Raw genomic sequence first — 18,799 nt, forward strand, 5'->3', positions numbered from 1 at the left:
GAAGAACTATTTGACTCTACCAATAATCAGCCGTTCCATCCCCACTCTTCTCCTGTCGCAGCTATCGGAAATAGTCTGGAATCGAAGTGAATCGTTGTTACTGAAGAAAATCATCTTATAAGTGCCACGGGCTCCATTACAACCATTGTCAGTGAATGTAAAAACGCTGTCTGTCACCTGGAACTTTCCGGAAACAAAAGGTTTCCTGTTAACAAAAGCTTCAAATGTGTTGTCTTCCATAAAGACGACCCCTGTCACGTTGCCGGTTTCAGAAGGTTTGGTTTGCCATCTGCCTGTGAGTTTATCTTTACCACCAAAGACAATTGTAAATACTGCTAATAGAGAAACAAGTCCTGTTTTCATTGTTGATTGTTTTATTGATTGTGTATTTGATTTGATCAAATCTTCTTTATCAAAATTGCAGTGAATATGTGCTTTGGAAAATCACCATTTTATGGATGAGCCTAACCGCAATGGGGGATGTATAAAAAACAAAACACCCATGACACAGGTCATGGGTGCAACATATTTTACTTAAGATTGAATCAGGATAAATTCATGCAAACATTTAAGCAGTTCGAATGATCCTTACCTCCGTTTCAGATCATGTTCAATTTCCTCCAGCGTACGACCCTTTGTTTCGGGCATGAACTTCCAGACAAAAATAAACGAGACAAACATCATGAGGCTATAAAAAATAAAGGAATAAAATCCACCGTTTTTGCTTCCTTCAACAATGATCGGGAAGGTCCAGGAGATTATTGCGGCCATGATCCAATGGGTGAAACTTCCAAGAGACACACCCTGGGAACGAACGGAGTTTGGAAAAATTTCAGAAATAAATACCCAGATTACCGCACCCTGAGAGAACGCAAAAAAAGCGATGAAGCCAATCAGGTAAACTATTACTGCTGTACCTCCTCCACCTTCAGATTGAAAGGCCATTGCGGTTAGTGCCAGGAATATAAAATCGCCTGCTGCACCAATCAGCAACAGCTTTTTCCTCCCAAACTTATCTATGAAGTTCATAGCAAGTAAAGTGAAAAACAAGTTGGCTGCGCCGATATAAACGGACTGCTGGAATGCGTTTTCTTTATTGAAACCCGCCATTTCAAAAATCCTGGGTGCATAATATATAATTGCATTGATTCCCGAAAGCTGATTAAACATGGCGAGCAGAACCGCGTAAAGAATCGGTTTATTGTACTTTCCGCTGAACAATGATTCCCTGGCTTTGGGGTCTATAAGAGCCTGCTCTTCTTTGATCATTCTAACTGCATCGTGTTCACCGGTTTTGGTAAACACAACCCCTGCTTCCTGTTCGCGATTATTCAACACAAGCCAACGTGGACTTTCGGGTATAGTACGAAGCAAGATGGCAAACAATGCTGAAGGAACAATCATAATACCCAGCATCCATCTCCAGCTGTCTTCTCCAATGCCGGATAGCAGGTAGTTCATTAAGAAAGCGATCAGGATACCTAACACGATATTTACCTGGAAGGAACCCGCAAGACGGCCGCGGATTTTTGCAGGTGCGATTTCAGAAATATACATGGGACCCACAACCGAAGAAGCACCCACAGCGATCCCACCGATAAAACGGAAAAATATAAACAAACCCCAGACCGGTGTAAACGCACAACCTATAGATGAAAGAAGATAAAGAATTGCTATAAATGACAAGACCGGCTTACGGCCGTATTTCTGCGCGGGAATTCCCGCAATCAATGAACCCACCACGGTTCCAATAAGGCTTGCTGCAACGGTAAAACCAAGCCAACCGGAACTTAATGACCAAAGCTCCTGTATGGTTCTTTCAGCGCCTGATATAACTGCCGTTTCGAAACCAAAAAGAAAGCCACCCAAAGCGGCAATGAGCGAGGCCCTGACCGGATAACCATAACCTTTTAAAGAACTACTGGCGTTTGACTGGTCTGCTGCGGTATTTTCAATCTGCATGCGGAATCAATTAATTTTCGTTAACAAGAATCGTCTCTTTAAAGCTAATGAATCCAAGTGATTCTTTCGTTAGAAGCATGAAATGAATCCAGGTTCCTTTAGTGAGAAGCATTAAAAAACCGCTGGCTCCATAGTGGAACACAGCGGTTATATTCTGCTAAACAAAACAAAACAAACAAAGGTCAGCTGTATTTTATCCAGGCAGTTACCTTACAGCTTTTATCAGTTTTTGCCCTGATCCAATGAGCATTAAATCCTTCCGGAAAATCGAAATCAACAGTCTTACCCGCAGGCACCTTTATCTTTTTAAATTCATGAAAACCGTTGTGATCCACATCAATCTCCAGTGTAAATTCAACATCCTTATCTGAGCTAAGGCTGATTTTCTTTTTGTCATAACCGGTCATCAGGAAGGGCAATGAGTTTTCACCGGCGTTAACCACAGCATCTTTCCAGAGCCCGCCTTCCCCAACTGGTTTACCCAGCTTCCATAAATCATCAATTGCTCCGAACCATAAGCCTGTTGATTTGTCAGCATTGGTAAAATAATGACCATCCGCTGAGGCATCGTTACTTGTTCCACTGATCACCAGCAAACCCCTCCATGTACAGAAATCCACTATCTTCTTTTTATGGGTAGTCACCGGCTTGATTGCTGCAAAGCCGCTCTCACGGCCAATTTCATACAGTGTTCCGTGGGCGTTGAACATGTATCGTTCTGATTCAACTTCTCTTTTCGCCCGCGGCCAGCCGGCGGCAAATGGCTTGTCGTATACAGCAGATGTTTTTGGCAAACGGTATGATCCTGTTGCATCCTTAACTATCACTGATGCAGCATCGGTTTCAAATTCCTTTTTTAATGACAGGATCTTTGAAACGCGTTCAGAACTATCGGCAGCGGGAACTGAAAACTGCAGTTTTTCATTTACCTCCTGGTATAAAGGACCGTTTGAAGAGATATTAATAACCTGGAGATTTTTGTTATGACCTGCAGGTCTGATCAGCGAGGCACGTGCCTCACCTGCACTTTCTATATCAGCAAGCCCGGTAAACATCTTGTCTGCTTTTTCATGAACTTTGCCCTGGTAGTGAAAAAATGCAGAAGCTGTACAATTTTTATCGGCGGTGATCCTGATCCAATTAGCTTTGAAATCAGCCGGGAAAAGCAGGTAATCATAACCGTTTGCAGCAACCGTCATCTTTTTAAAAGTTTCCCATTTATTGTTGCCTTCCCTGTCAATTTCAAGTGTAAATGTGACGGGTGAATTTGTTTTATGACTAAGATGTAACACCTTTTTACCGGCACCGTTAATCAGATAAGCGTCCGAAGGCTTACCGGCAACAACTTCATCATTTATCCATGGTCCACCCCAGCCATTTACACTACCCCAATCCCTGAGATCATCTACTTTGCCAAACCATAAATTCGACTGTGCCCTGCCCGGGTAAGCATTCTGCAGAATAGTTGTTTCATCAGTCGACAAAACAAGCTGACCGTTCCAGTTACAAAAATCAGGTATGTAACGAAGGTGACTACCTATAGGTGTAATGCCACCGCTGTTAGCTCTTGTAAATGTTTTTGGAAAGTCATAAAACATTCCGTGCATATCCATCAGCATCTTATTGTTGCCAATTTCGCGGATCCTTGGCCATTCAGTATACCATCCCCCCCAATGATCATAAGTGTGGGTTGCTTTAGGCATTCGATAGGTGAACCACTTACCACCATCAAGTAATTTTAAAATCACTGATCGCTTATCCCAGCCAATGCTCCAGGCAGGTGCATTATTATCCGGAGAGCCGTAGATACCACCGGGACCGGTAACATCCGTAAACTGACGACGTTCAACAATTTCCCATTTCTTACCGTCCCAGGTTGCCAGCACGCCCATTTCTTCTTTATTCTTTGGTTCGCCGCCAACCTGCAAAAGCGCCGGGTCGATATCAAATTTCTGATGTTCGCCGTTGTTCGCAAGTATCAGTTTGTTTTGTGCAGTATAACCACCTTTGCCATGCCATCCGGGTATAGGTTTCTGGAATAACTTTTTTACTGCCAGCGTATGTACGTTTACTTCAAAAAGTGCTCCTTCCATATCATACATGTAAACCATATTATCAGGATCAGTTAAATGGGTTGCGGTCGCAGTCCAACGGCCAGGCATAACCGAAGGCGAAATAACACGTACCTTACCTTTCGGGTCTATGAAATAAGGGCCGGTGATCAGTTGATCCGACTTTGTATGAATGAGCCTGTTAGCCGGCGTACCTCCTACGCTCTCCGGGTGTATTTGCAACTGGAGATTTTCATCTATGCTATAAAGCTTATCAGAACTTCCGCCCGGGCAATGCGCGGAATATGTAACCATCCAAAGTTTTCCTGCCCATGGTGTAATTGCACCTATACCGCCTTCTCCCCCATTGCCGGCACAAAACAAACCATCACCTTCATTAAAAACAGCGAGATGGGGATATACACCACTGATCTTAAGATATTTTGATTCAGAATTTTTGGCACCTGATTCTTTATCACCCGACTGGGTAACACCTTCGGTACAACACAAATTCAATATTGCCATTAAAAGAACAACAGATAATATCTTCATGCTCATTATTTATAGTTTATTAATAGTTTGGATTTTGAGTGAGGTTTGGATTGACTCGTCTTTCCAGCGCAGGTATCGGCCACAGGTACTGACGACTCTTGTCAAAACTTCTTTGGGCAACTATCTTTACATCGTTACCGAAAACACCGTAATCCGCAATGCCATCATCATCAATTGGCGTAATCCCTGGAAAAGGCCATTTGGCACGGTTTTGAGCTGCTGGATCGGGGAGACCAATTACTGGTTTTGTCAAAGCCTTTTCTGCAAGTTTCCAACGGATAAGATCCATATAACGTAGACCTTCCTTCGCAAACTCAACCCTTCTTTCTCTTCTTACAATTTTTTTAAGCTCAGTAGCAACCGTTGTTGTTACAGCAGGATATAAAGATGTTTGACCAACTCCTACTCCATATCCCCTCGCCCTTACAAGATTTAATGCATTTAATACTGTTGCGTCAACCTGCCCGAGTTCGATTTTTGCTTCTGCATAAGTTAATAGTATTTCTGCATACCGGATTATGACGGCATCATTATCCTCAGAAACCTTATCCACCCAACTTTGATCAATTCCTTTTTTCCAAAGAAAACCAGTGTAGCTCGCAAAAGTGGCTACAGTACGACTGTCCCGGTTAGACACCCTTCTGTTTTCCTTCGAACTGAAAACGGTAAGTGTATCAGGATGTGGCTGATAAGAATAACCTAACCATTGCGTATTGAATTCAACTATGGTGGCTAATAACCGGGGATCGCGGTTTCTGAAAGGATCAAGTGGATTATATAACGGGCTTTCGTCTATGGGCTTTCCATCGCTGCATTCATAAACATCCATCATCTCTCTTGTAGGTATCTGGGCACCAAACCCACCGGCATTTCTTGCTGTCTGATCCTGTACAACTCCACCTGATGTAAACACTTTCTGTGCTTCATCTCTTGGGATGCTGATGATCAATTCTGCACTTAATTCACCTGGTTTAAGAAATAACTGGGAATAATCCGCATTCAGTGTATAAGCACCAGCGCCGGTAAGTTGCATAACCGCAAGAGATGCATCGCGCGCGATTTCATGCTTACCCATATATAATGCCGTTCTTGCCTTTATAGCAAGTGCGGCACCTTTGGTCAGTCGTTTAATCCCGGTACCATAGGTCTGCGGAAGATTAGCTGCCGCAAAATCAAGCTCTGAAAAAATGAAGGTAAGTATCTCATCCATGTTTGTTCTTGCTAAATCATATGATTCTTCCAGGGCAATTGGTTCAAGCAGAAAAGGAACGTCACCAAAATGAGTGATCAGTCTTGAGAACTGGTAAGCCCTGATCAAACGCATCTCCGCTTCCAGCCTTGTCATCACTGCTGGTGGCGTTGTTGCAGCGGCGCGGTCCATGTTTGCTAAATAGGTGTTTACGCGTGCAATTGCTTTATAACAAATCGTCCAGTACGACTGTACAGTGGCATCTTCAGAATTCATAGTACCGAATGTGACCGCATTGCCTAATTGTCCGCGATGCCAGTAATTGTCGGTGAACTGTTCATTATCATTACTCCAGAAATCGAGCCGGTACAAATCATTTACGGCCAGTTCAAGTTCTGTTTGATTTGAATAGAAGGTAGCAGTGGAAGGTTCTGATAGCGGATTCAGATCCAGTTTAGTACAGGCTGTAATGAAAGTAATGCAGCTAATGATGTATAATAACTTTTTCATGATTTTGATTTGTCAGTTGATGTTTTAATCTCTTTCCAATACTGATTGATCATAGTTCAGAATCTTATGGAAGCACCTGCCATCAGGGTTGTAACCATTGGATATGATGAATTTTCTACTTCCGGATCCCAGTACTTTGGAAAATTGTGTTTTGCAAAAACATCATTCGCAGAAACATAAAAGCGAAGTGACTGTATGCCGGTTCGTTTCATCTTTTCAGCCTTGATAGTATATCCTAAAGTGATATTCTTTATACGGAAATAAGATCCGTCGATCAGCCAGAAATCTGACATCTCATAGTTATTTGAAATGGACCTTGTTGATAGTCTTGGATAACGAGCCTGCAGATTCTGTTCGGGTTTATTGGTTTTTGTCCAGAACTTTCCGACCATTTCAAGTGGAACATTACCGAAAGCTTCAGCAAAAGGCTGAACAATATCGCTGCTTAACCTGCTGTTTCTTTTCCCTACACCCTGGAACACAAAACCGAAATCGAAACTATTGTAGTCTATCCTGATAGTTCCTCCATACAGATAACGCGGCAAAGAACCTCCAAGCAAAACCTTATCGTCCGGGGTGATCTTGCCATCTTTATTCATGTCAACATATCTGACATCTCCGGCGGTAACATTTGTATTCAATCGTGGTGAACCGACAGTATCTGAAGTAGTCTGGTATAAACCATTTGACCTGTAGCCAAACCATTCATTAAATTCACTTCCTTTGACCGTTGACTGTGCACCGAGTATCTGTGTGCCTTTCAAATCTATAATTTCAGATTTTGCATCAGAAAGGTTGAAAGCAACTGAGTAATTAACTTTGCCGATCTTATCTCTCCATCCCATTTCAAGCTCCCATCCTTTAACATCGAGCTGACCAGCGTTCTGGCTGGGTTTATCGAATCCAAGATACAGGGGGATATCGAGTGCCAGCAGGATATCATTGGTAGTCTTTTTATAATAGTCGGCGGTAACTGTTAAGCGGTTATTTAAAAAAGCTGCATCAATTCCAACATCTGTTGTTTTTGTGGTTTCCCAGGAAATATTATCAACAGCATAATCAGTTTGCGCCCCACCGTTCAGCGGGACCACGACACCGTTCTGATAAAACAATGCATTTGTAAAACTTACGATTGCCTGGTAAGGATAAGTCCCGATTCTTTCGTTACCAACCTCGCCATATGAGCCCCGGATTTTTAGAAATGAAAGCCAGCTTATCCCTTTCATAAAATTCTCTTCGGAAATAGCCCAGCCTGCTGATACAGATGGAAATAATGCATCACGGTATTCCTTTCCAAAACGCGATGATTTATCATAGCGCAGATTTCCCTGCAAATAATATTTATTCTGAAAATCGTAGGTAACTCTTCCGAAAAATGAACGGAGCGCAAATTCCCCTGCACTACCCGAATTGTCTCTCAATTCCTGGGAACCGGAATTCAGGTAGGGAAAATCAGTCAATGCAAATCCGCTTCTTGATGCTGTCAGACTTTCAAATTTGTTGTAGATTTCTTCGTAACCCCCAAGCACACCGAGGCTGTGGCCACTTTTAAACTGTTTGTTATAGTCTGCAAACAATTGACCGGTCAGTACTGTGTTTTCGTTACGTCCTTCATTCAGAATTGTTCTTGGACGATTTGTGAATGAACTTGCTGAACCATCGGGATTGGTAAAAGTTAATCTCTTTGAAAAAGATTTTGTCTGATCAAAGTCAAATGTCGGCGAGACAAGCGCAGTGAGTACAAGGTCATTTATTGGTTTATAGCGGAACACAAGTCTTCCCTGTACCTGGTTATAAGTTGATTTTAATGTACCTCCCTCATTGAGCTCTGCAATCGGGTTCCGGCCATCTTTAGCAAGGGCATATCTGCCATCGCTGTAAAAATCGTCATAGATACCTGGCATTACACGTGCTTCGCGTATTGGGTTAACAACAGGATTTTCACTTTCTGTACGTTTATATGCCACATCAAGGTTTGCGGAAAGTTTATTATTGATTTGAAGATCGTTGTTTATACGAACCAGGTATCTTTCATAGGAACTATTTACATAAAATGCATCCGCATTTGAATAACCGATCGAAGCTTTGGTTTTAACCTTGCCCGTTCCCATTGTGAACACAAGATCGTGACGTACCCTGGGTGCATAATCTTTTGTCATGATCGTTTCCTGCCAGTTGGTATTACTAAAAGGAAACTTGTCTGGATTAAGCCGGTTACTGTCAGCAAAATTATCTATGAATGCCTGGGGATAAGAACCGGTAGTTGCACCATCATTGGTTTGTTGTTCATTGAAATAACGCATGTACTCAGGTGCGCTGACATACTCCGGAAGTGCAGTGGGCTTTTGCCAGCCATATTCAAAGTTATATTCAAAACTACTCTGGCCTTCTTTTGCACGTTTGGTTGAAATCAGGATAACTCCCGCCGCACCGCGCGAACCATAGATAGCAGCTGAAGCTGCATCTTTCAGGACAGTGATAGATTCAACATCATTCGGATTAACATTATCTATATTACTGACAGGTACACCATCCAGGATAATGAGCGGACTATTGGTACCTAAAGTAGTTATGCCTCTGATCAGGATAGTTCCGCTACTTCCCGGAGCTCCACTGGTTCGCGTGACCGACACACCTGAAACTGCACCCTGTAAGGCCTCTGAAACCTGTATAGTTTGCCGCCCGGCAACGTCTTTACTCCCGATGGTTGAAACGGCACCTGTAAGATCTTTTTTCTTTTGTGTGCCGTAACCTATTACGACCACTTCATCCATGGCCCTGTTGCCGGATTTCATTTTGATAGATAGGTCATCATTACCGGTAACATCGGCTACGACGGTCCCGTAATCTACCAATGACAATGTAATAGTTTGAGTGGTTAAGGGAATGGTGAAACTGAATTTTCCTTCATCATTTGTAGTTGTCCCCGAAGAAGTACCGGGGATAGTGATGCTCACACCGGGGAGTGGGACATTCGTTGCTGAATCGGTAACAGTTCCCCTTACAATCTTTGTCTGAGTAAAGGCCGAAAAGACGATCAGCATCATCACGGAAAGAACAAAAAGCATTTTTTGTCTCATACAGGCAATCGTTTTAATTTCCCTTTTTAAGGGTAGTTTTAGGTTTTGAAGCTTTAGCAGTCTAAATTTAGTTTTATAAGAATGCGACTTGCTAAAACTGATTAACCAATCTGTTACCCAAAACTTTGGACAACCTAAACAACTGTAGATTAGTATCTTGCATAACATGAAGGCGGGGAATGGACAATATGAAATCAAGCAATCTTTCTATCATCTGGATATTTCATGTCGTTCGATAGCTGATAAATTCGGGAAACCTGTTTTTGCAGAATGGACCAACGGGGATTATATAAGACTCAGCAGTATCTTACTACACACCACTTCGGTACAGATCAGTCCAAATACATTAAAACGGATTTTTGGTAAGTTAAAAACCCCCGAACGATACTATCCACAGAAAGCAACAAGAGATGCACTTGTTCAGTACCTGGGCTATGCCGACTGGGATCTTTTTGTAGCGAATCATCCAAGGCCGGTAAAACCAACAGACGAAGTAAGGAATGATGATAAGTTGTTGCACTTCGAAGAGACAGTGACAACTCAGCCTGATCGCATCATAACTAAACGCAGGAAGCGCATACAAACACACTATATCATCGCTGGTATTGCAATATTGCTCATTGCAGTTTTGTTAATCTGGAAATTCACTGAAACTGATCCTCCATTGAAATTGAATGGAATTTCCTTTACCTGCAAAAATCCGGAAGGAAAGAATCCTCATTCTGCCGTATTTACATTCCAGGTAAACAAAGAATTCAAGGGAGATCTAAGTAAGTTCACAATTAATTATGGGGATGGAAGGCCGGAACGACAAGTCAAAAACGGGGTGGTCTTTACGCATTATTATGAAATTCCCGGAAGGTATTTTGCAGTTCTGAAATACGATGGATTGCCCGCAGACACAATACCCGTTTACCTGAGAACGAATGGCTGGACGGCTACTGCAACCGTTGAAAGAGACACTATACGTGTTTACCCGGTTGCCGCCGATTCACTTTTTGTTTCCCAACATCTTTCAGCATCTGCATTGGCTTTACAACATGCAGGAGTAGATACAACAAAAACGTTTTACGTTGAATTCGTGAACACACAGCCAACAAAAATCAGCGGTGATAATTTTGAATTATCATGCCGGTTAAACAGTTCAGAAGAACGGCCGGGAGTACGATGCTCGCAGATTATGACGGTGATTTATGGTGAGAAAAGTTATCATAAATTATTCCTGATGAAGCCGGGATGTGAAGCCTGGACAAATCTCACCTTTTCGGAATTTTACAGGGATGGTCGTGAAGATGATCTCAATTTCCTGGCTGCAGATTTTTCGAAAGGCGGTGATCTTAAGCTAAAGATTGAAAATAAAAAAGTGAGTGTTATTCTGAACGGTGTCGAGGTTTACAATGCTCAATACAAATTTCCACTTGGGAATATCTATGGTATAAAGATCGCATTCGCCGGCGTAGGAAAAATACATGACGTGGTTTTGAAAGACCTCGGTACCGGACTGCCTTTTGACAATGGACTCATTCAATAGAGTTATGAGTTATGAGTTATGAATTATGAAATTAGTGGTGAGTTGTTGAATGATGAGTTTTAGTGGGGAGATAATTCAAGAGAATTATGAATTGTGAGTTATGAATTATGAAAGGAGTTGAGAGTGATGAATGGGTAGTAGAATTGGATTCTTCGATGGTTATCTACTGAATGAAAGTATAAGTTGTTCCTGCTTTGGTTTCGAAATCGTAGATTAATGCTTTCCCTGTTTCAGATAACATTTTTGGATTTGTATTTGGATTTGCATTCGCACTTGCGTTTGGATTTGCATTTGCATTCGCACTTGCGTTTGGATTTGCATTTGCATTTGCCGTATAGAATGCATTTTTGTTTGGCCCCTGGGCTGGTTTCAGGATGACTGAAGAAGATTTTAAGGGTTTTAGGGGATTTGGTACACGAAGGCGGCAATTACCACCTAGTTTTGATTTGATGCTCAGTTTCTCAATTTTTCCGTTTTTCCAGCTTAATTCTACGAGTTCGAAACCTCCGCGAGCGAGCAATCCGGTTATGGTGCCGGCAGACCAGGCTGAAGGTAAGGCAGGAAGCAGGTGAATAGCACCATCATGTGACTGGACCAGCATTTCACACATGCCGGCTGTACCCGCAAAATTTCCGTCAATCTGAAATGGTGGATGCGCATCGAAAAAATTCGGATAAGTTCCGCCGCCGGTCATGTTTGTACCAGAAACGTCCACATATTTTAATAACTCCCTGATAAGTTTATAAGCATGATCACCATCATGTAACCTTGCCCAGAAATTAATCTTCCAGCCCTTGCTCCAACCTGTACCTTCGTCGCCACGGATTTCCAGTGTTTTTTTCGCAGCTTCAGAAAATGCCGGATTCGTTATCGGACTGATCTGGTGACCCGGGTGCAAACCATATAGATGTGAGACATGTCGATGTCTTGGATCAGTTTCTTCATATTCTTTTGACCATTCCAATAACTGTCCCTTTGATCCCTTTTGCAAAGGGAAAAGGTTATTTAGTTTTTCGGTTAGACCAGCCCGGTAGTCGGCATCTGTGTCAAGAATTTTTGAAGCCGCGATCACATTGTTAAAAAGATCCCAGGTTACGGACATGTCCATTGTTGAAGCAACCGAAACTGATTGTTGTTTTTTATTTGCATCAAAAAATTTATTCTCAGGAGATGTTGAAGGCGCGGTAACAAGTCTGCCGGCACTATCTTTTATCAGCCAACCGCTTGTGAAAATCGCGGCGGATTTCATAATGGGATAAGCAGATTGAGCAAGAAATTTTTTATCCCCCGTAAAAAGATAATATTCCCAAAGATGCCTGGCTAACCAGTTTCCACCCATGAACCAGTTTGCCCATACCGGATCCCCACTACCTAAATCTCCAACAGCATTTGACAATGCCCAGATATCACTGTTATGATGCGCCACCCATCCATCCAGGTTATAATACTCCTTCGCAGTTTTGCTTCCGGATTTAGCCAAACTACCTATCCACTCATTCAAAGGCACCTGCATTTCGTTCAGATTGGCAACGCCGGCAGGCCAGTAGTTCATTTCCGTGTTGATGTTGATGGTATAATTTGAACTCCAGGGAGCTCTTAGTTCATGGTTCCATATCCCTTGCAGGTTTGCAGGTTGTCCACCTGGTCTTGATGATGAAATCAACAGGTATCTTCCATATTGAAAATAAAGTGATTCCAGTCCCGGATCATATGCACCCGAGGCGTAAGCTTTTAATCTTTTATCTGATGGCAGGGCAGCATTTGGGTTTGCCTTTTGAGTGCCTTGCACCTTGGTAGTATCTTTGATTTTTAGGGATACGCGATTGAAGAACTTTTGATAATCCTTTTTGTGTGCATCGAGCAACCGGGTTGAACCAAGAATAACCGCCTCGTCGAGATAAGCTTTCACAAGATTATTTTCATCAAGTCCTTCTTTATCCGGGCATTTATCAAAGCCGTTGAAACTCGTTGCAGCGGTGAGATATAATGTTACTTCTGTAGCCTGGTTAATCACTAAGCCTGAAGTATCCGCATTGATATTCCCATCTTTACTTACTGCCCTGATGTTAAACTGGAAGCGCATACCATTGCATCCTGATGCATCATCATAAATAATAGGTTCACGTCCTTTGGGATTGAAATAACTCGGATCAACCTTTGCCGGGGCTTTGCCCCGGATCTGCAGTTCTGTTTTCCCTTTAGCCGAAACCTGGTAGCGCAACCGGGATGAAGCCCTGATATGCAAATTCAGTCCCCCCGGCGCTGAAGATTTCAAAACTATCACCATAACATTCGATGGTGCGTTAATAAAATATTGCCTGGTGTATTTTATCGGGCCGATTTGAAAACTTGTAGTGGAAACTGCGGTGTTGAGATTAAGATCCCGATAATAATTGGTGGGTTCGCCTTCTTTAAAATCCTGTTTGATCAGGAGATCACCCATAGGTAAAAAAGATTCTGTAAAATGACCCTGCATTTTTTTTAACAGGCTGTCTGCCATGCTGAGATCATTGTCTTGCAGGAGAGCCTTCCTGATTGCAGGAAGATGGGCAGATGCACCAGGATTTATGTTTGTTTTTACCGGGCCACCGGACCATAGCGTTGTCTCATTTAATTGTATCAGTTCTTCCTTTACTCCTCCAAAAATCATCGCGCCAATTTTACCATTCCCGACAGGCAAAGCCTCCACCCAGCGTGAAGCGGGCTGTTCATACCACAACTTAAGATCCTGCTGGGCCGGAAGCTGCGATACAACTAACAACAAAAAAAGAAACGGGAAGAGGAAATGCTTTTTCATTTAGCAAGGATAAGAGAGTTATGAATTATGAGTTATGAATTATGAAAGAAGTTATGAAATATATAGTTTAAATAACTCAATCAATAAAATATGCGCTTGCCAGGTTGAGGATCATGTCGTAATAAATCAAAAAAAAACTGCCTCATTTAGAGACAGCCCTGGTTTATCATATAATGTCTTTGTTGATTATGGCGGGTAACCTGGACTTTAATATCCATTACTGCAATCCCATTATTGCAGTGCAATTACTGCAGTCCCATAACTGCAGTCCCATTATTGCAGTGCAATTACTGCAGTCCGCTTGACTGTGGCATTACTGTTTTTGTGTTCAGAATAACCTTTAACCGGCAGCCCTGTCCGGGCAAAGAATCAATTTCCAGTTTACCATTAAACACTTCAGCCCTGCTCATCATATTGGTGATTCCCACGCCCTTCTGAACATTTTTTACATTGAAACCTTTGCCATTGTCTTCGATAAAAAGAAAAATCTTCTCCCCTTCTGTATTTAAAACAATATTGACATTGGAAGCATCTGCATGTTTCAGGATATTATTTAATTGTTCCTGGACGATCCGGTACAAGGCCTGCTTCTGGTCATTTGTTAGCAGGTCTTCATCCAGATCCTTTGCATCAATGGTGAACCGCATTTTTTTCACCTCGTGTATGTTACGCGTCAGTTCCTTTATAGATTGTTCCAGGCCAACATCATCGAGTACCGGGGTAATCAGGGACTTTGAGATCTTCCTGATTTCTTCGATGGCCAGGGTTATATTTTTGCGGCTTTTTTTAATCAGTGGATTACAATCTTCCTCTTCTTCCAGAATTACATCTAAATATAATTTCGAAGTAGCGAGTATCTGGTTGATATTGTCATGTAGTTCGCGACCTATATCGGATCTTTCTTTTTCCTGGGCACCCAGCACTGCTTCAGTTATCTGCTGACGCTTGATTTTTTGTTGTCGCACGAGTTGCTTTTGCAGCCGGCGCTCTTCAGTGATATCGTGAATATGTTCCTGCACGGCATTTTTTCCGAAATAATCTATTGAATAGTAAGTGACCTCCGCAATGAGTGTTTCGCCACTTTTTTTGCGATGACGCCAGAGTTTGGCTTTATAGGTTCGTAACGGATAAGAAAACTCGTTTCCCTCAGTAAGCTTCTGAAGATCTTCGTTCAAATAAATATTGCTTAGGTTAAGATTCATGAATTCGTCCCGGCTATAGCCATAGGTGTCAATAGCCGCATCGTTCACCTCCAGTATTTGCAAAGATTCAGCATCATAGATCCAGGCCGGATATGGATTGCGGTAAAACATCTGCCGATACTTGGCTTCGGAGGCCAGCACCACCTCTTCCACTCTCTTTCTTTCAGTGATATCCTGTGTGGATCCGATCATTCTAACGGGCAGGTCATTGTCGTAGATTATATAACCACGGTCATGAACATAAGCATAATTACCATCCTTTTTACGTAGACGATATAGATCCTCCCAGGTATTACCAATTCCTTCCCGGATGGTTTTGGAAAGCTTCTGAATCACCCTTAGTTGATCATCCGGGTGAAGAAAACTTTCCCATTGTCCTTTCGGTGCGAAATCATCTAACACTTCATGCCCGAATAAACGCTTGTAGGAATCTCCAACCCAGTAAATAGTATTTGCTGAAAGGTCCCTGTCCCAGATGGCATCATTGGTTGCCCTTACAACCATATTGAAACGCTCATTACTTTGCCAGAGGTTTTCCATCTGGTATTTTCTTTCAAGACTGTATTGGATGGATTTAGTAAGCAAATTTTTGTTGAACTCACCTTTGATGAGATAGTCCTGTGCCCCGTTTTTTATTGCTTCAAGCGCTACATTGGCGTCGGACAGTCCGGTAAGAATGATTACCGGAATTTTATCGGTCAGCTGTCGGATACCCATAAATGAATCGAGCCCGCTGCTATCCGGCAAGGAAAGGTCAAGCAAAACAAGGTGAATGCTATGATTCTCTATGATTTCACAAGCCTGTTGTACCCTGTCAGCTGAATACAAATGGTCAATCCGGAGCTGGGTGGATCTTAGCATATCTTCTACTAAAAAAAGATCGCCTGGATTGTCTTCAACGGTAAGGATATTTAAATGACTGTAGGAAGGTACCTGCATGCAAAAATTCTGTTGATTAATAGTAAATAGATTCAATGATACGGATTACCGTAGAATAGTTCGATGTTGGAAAACGGGAGGGGTTAAAGGGCCATCAATTTCTGCCGTTAATTATAAGTTGCTTGTCGGTGCAATTTGAATATCAAGCAACTGAGCAGGGATGACACTACTAATTTAATGTTTATAAGGCGCAAAGCAAAACAGAATGAAAGATATTTAGTCTGAATTCTCAAAATTAACTATGCTTTGCCCTGTTTCAGGTAGCGGTGGCAGTTACTTGGGTAATTTACTATAGGGAATTTGAACATCAGATATAGGTTTTTACTTATAAGAAGTGGTGAGTGGTAAGTGGTGAGTTGAGTGATGAGTTAGTGATGGAAATATAAAATGAATTTTTATTTCGGAATGCTTTTTGAATTAAGAAGCACTCGACAACTGACCCACTAACCACTTACCACTCACCACTCACCACTGATTAAAACTTAATTACATGTTAAAGATATCTGCACTACTCACCTTTCCCGGTTCGGCAACGTTTATATTTCACAAATGAACTTCATGCATCGACTCATAAAGATTTTCTTCATTCTCTCTGCTGCCGTCTTATTGTTTGCTTGTAAAAAATCGACGGATTCAGAATCAGCAAGTACTGAAATTTGCATCGTTGGTAGCGGCATCAGGAATGGAGTAGTAATTGATAGCCAGTACATTGTTATGTATAAGCCGTCTGCGTCGGATGGTCAAACTGTAACCACACTTTCTTCCGATGACAGACTCGTTGTAATGCTGAAAAGGAACGGGCTAACCAGTTCCAGGATCATGTCCCGCTTCCAGGGAGGTCGTGCGGGATTTATAGCCAGGATTAATAAAAAAGAAGCTGATAAACTTGCTGTTGATCCTTTGATAGAAGCGGTTGAACAAGATCGGATCATTGCATTGGGATCTTGTTTTACTGTAGCTGCGCCTACCCTTTTAACCTGGAATATTAAAAAGACCGGTTATGGAGATGGAACCGGTAAGACCGCCTGGGTAATTGATACGGGAATTGAATCTACGCATCCTGATCTGAATGTTGATCTTACAAGAAGTCGTTCGTTTATTACTGGTGATGCCTCTTTTGAAGATAAAAATGGACATGGAACACATGTTGCCGGCATCATCGGCGCAAAAAACAACTTGTTTGGTGTGCTTGGGGTGGCGTCGAATGCAACACTTGTGGCTCTGAAAGTTTTGAATGGTGAAGGAGAAGGTACCCTTGGGGCAATCGTCAAAGCGTTGGCTTATGTTAACACAAATGCTAAAGCCGGTGATGTTGTCAATATCAGTCTCGGTGAAGAAGAGTCATCGGATATATTTGACAGCCAGGTAAAGCAAACTGCTGCCAAAGGAATTTTTGTAACGATTGCAGCTGGTAACGATAGCAAACCCGCAGCTAACTTCTCTCCCGCACGGGCAAATGCTCCCAATATTTATACGGTTTCTGCCATTGACAGCCTCAACAATTTTGCATCATTTTCAAATTATGGTAATGATGCGGTAGATTTCGCAGCACCTGGAGTACATATACTTTCAACTTTTACAGAAAAAAGGTACGCATATCTGAGCGGTACTTCGATGGCAGCACCTCATGTTGCTGGCTTGTTGCTGCTAAGCGGCAAAGGGATACAAATAGCAGGATATGCTAAAAATGATCCGGATGGCGACCCCGATCCTATCTCCATGAAATAAATGCTTTTCAGTACTTTGCAAAGAAAAGCAGGAAAAAAGGAATGCGTTATTATATCATTGCGGGCGAAGCTTCCGGCGATCTTCATGGCAGCAACCTGGTCAGGGAAATGAAGAGTTTGGATCCAGGAAATGAATTCCGTGGCTGGGGCGGTGACCTGATGCAGGCAGCGGGTGTACAGATAGTGAAGCATTTTCGGGATCTCGCATTTATGGGATTTATTGAAGTTGTAAAAAATCTACCGACTATTTTAAAGAACCTGTCATTCTGCAAACAGGATATCCAGAAGTTCAGGCCGGATGTACTCATCCTGATCGACTATCCTGGCTTCAATCTTCGTATTGCTGAATGGGCCAGACAACAGAAATTCCGAATTGTCTATTATATTTCTCCACAGGTTTGGGCCTGGAAAGAATCCAGGGTTAAAAAAATCCGTCAGCATGTTGACAAGATGCTGGTGATTTTGCCTTTTGAAAAACAATTTTACCAGAAGTGGAATTACGAAGTCGAGTATGTGGGCCACCCGCTGGTTGGCGTGATTGAAAAATATAAACAGAATGGAAACAAGACCCCGCTTTCAGATAAACCAATCATTGCACTGCTTCCCGGCAGCCGTAAACAGGAGATATTGGTAAAGTTGCCGGTTATGCTGGCTCTTGCTGACCGCTTCCCCGAATACCAGTTTATTGTTGCACAGGCGCCAGGTCAGGAAGATGAATTTTACAAGGAACTGCTCAGGAATTATCACAATGTTTCGGGAGTTACCAATGAAACTTACCGTTTATTATCCCAGTCGAGCGCAGCCCTGGTTACTTCGGGAACTGCTACCCTGGAGACAGCTTTGTTCGGGGTGCCTGAAGTTGTTTGTTATAAGGGCAGTAAAATCTCTTACGAAATCGCTAAAAGGCTAATTAAAATAAAATATATTTCCCTGGTTAACCTGATTATGGATAAGGAAGTGGTTAAAGAGCTGATCCAGGATGAAATGAATGAAAAAAATCTGGAATTGGAACTCACAAAACTCTTAAAAGATCCTCTTAAACAACAGGAATTACATAGGGACTATGCCGCGCTCAAACACCTGCTTAGCGAAGGCGGCGACGCTTCAAAAAACGCTGCAGAGCTTATTTTAGGGTTTGCGAAAGCAAAATCCGGGGCTTCTTAACTTCAATTGGGTGTCTCAGGTTCTATCTTGTATCTCAACTTCAATTGGGTGTCTCAGGTTCAGTTGGATGTCTTAGGTTCAATTGGGTTTCTTAC

10 protein-coding genes are annotated in these 18,799 nt (G+C 42.3%); 3 read left to right on the forward strand and 7 right to left on the reverse strand.

Annotated features, from left to right (window positions below; genetic code table 11):
* Nucleotides 1–6: 6 nt before the first annotated feature.
* From VK664_RS25230 to VK664_RS25250, 5 genes are all read right to left on the reverse strand, one after another.
* Entirely contained in the window at nt 7–363 is a 357-nt protein-coding gene (locus tag VK664_RS25230; RefSeq protein ID WP_461401492.1) for a hypothetical protein, read from the reverse strand.
* A 225-nt stretch (nt 364–588) separates the two neighbouring features.
* Nucleotides 589–1,962, reverse strand: a complete 1,374-nt coding sequence (locus VK664_RS25235) for a sugar porter family MFS transporter (protein ID WP_461401493.1) — start codon at nt 1,960–1,962, stop codon at nt 589–591.
* Between the two features lie 182 nt (nt 1,963–2,144).
* Nucleotides 2,145–4,565: a hypothetical protein gene (locus VK664_RS25240; protein ID WP_461401494.1), complete on the reverse strand. Its 2,421-nt coding sequence runs from the start codon at nt 4,563–4,565 to the stop codon at nt 2,145–2,147.
* A 19-nt stretch (nt 4,566–4,584) separates the two neighbouring features.
* Nucleotides 4,585–6,264, reverse strand: coding sequence for a RagB/SusD family nutrient uptake outer membrane protein (locus tag VK664_RS25245; protein ID WP_461401495.1), 1,680 nt, complete (start codon nt 6,262–6,264; stop codon nt 4,585–4,587).
* A 56-nt stretch (nt 6,265–6,320) separates the two neighbouring features.
* Nucleotides 6,321–9,344, reverse strand: coding sequence for a SusC/RagA family TonB-linked outer membrane protein (locus VK664_RS25250; RefSeq protein WP_461401496.1), 3,024 nt, complete (start codon nt 9,342–9,344; stop codon nt 6,321–6,323).
* Nucleotides 9,345–9,510: 166 nt separating this feature from the next.
* On the opposite strand from VK664_RS25250, the gene VK664_RS25255 reads away from it, so the two are divergent.
* Nucleotides 9,511–10,875 carry a hypothetical protein gene (locus tag VK664_RS25255; protein WP_461401497.1) on the forward strand — a complete coding sequence of 455 codons (1,365 nt, stop codon included), beginning with the start codon at nt 9,511–9,513 and terminating at the stop codon, nt 10,873–10,875.
* A 163-nt stretch (nt 10,876–11,038) separates the two neighbouring features.
* Here VK664_RS25255 and VK664_RS25260 read toward each other — a convergent pair whose 3' ends face one another.
* Nucleotides 11,039–13,672 (reverse strand): glycoside hydrolase family 95 protein, encoded by a 2,634-nt coding sequence (locus VK664_RS25260; protein ID WP_461401498.1) that lies wholly within the window; start codon nt 13,670–13,672, stop codon nt 11,039–11,041.
* A gap of 287 nt (nt 13,673–13,959) precedes the next feature.
* The gene (locus VK664_RS25265; RefSeq protein WP_461401499.1) at nt 13,960–15,813 is read right to left on the reverse strand and encodes a PAS domain S-box protein; all 1,854 of its coding nucleotides are present in this window, start codon (nt 15,811–15,813) and stop codon (nt 13,960–13,962) included.
* 558 nt (nt 15,814–16,371) lie between these two features.
* On the opposite strand from VK664_RS25265, the gene VK664_RS25270 reads away from it, so the two are divergent.
* The gene (locus VK664_RS25270) at nt 16,372–17,541 is read left to right on the forward strand and encodes a S8 family serine peptidase (protein ID WP_461401500.1); all 1,170 of its coding nucleotides are present in this window, start codon (nt 16,372–16,374) and stop codon (nt 17,539–17,541) included.
* 41 nt (nt 17,542–17,582) lie between these two features.
* Nucleotides 17,583–18,704, forward strand: a complete 1,122-nt coding sequence (gene lpxB / locus VK664_RS25275; RefSeq protein WP_461401501.1) for a lipid-A-disaccharide synthase — start codon at nt 17,583–17,585, stop codon at nt 18,702–18,704.
* Nucleotides 18,705–18,799 lie beyond the last annotated feature (95 nt).

This window comes from Flavitalea sp., assembly GCF_035489435.1.
In the GTDB taxonomy this organism is placed as follows: Bacteria; Bacteroidota; Bacteroidia; order Chitinophagales; family Chitinophagaceae; genus DATHKG01.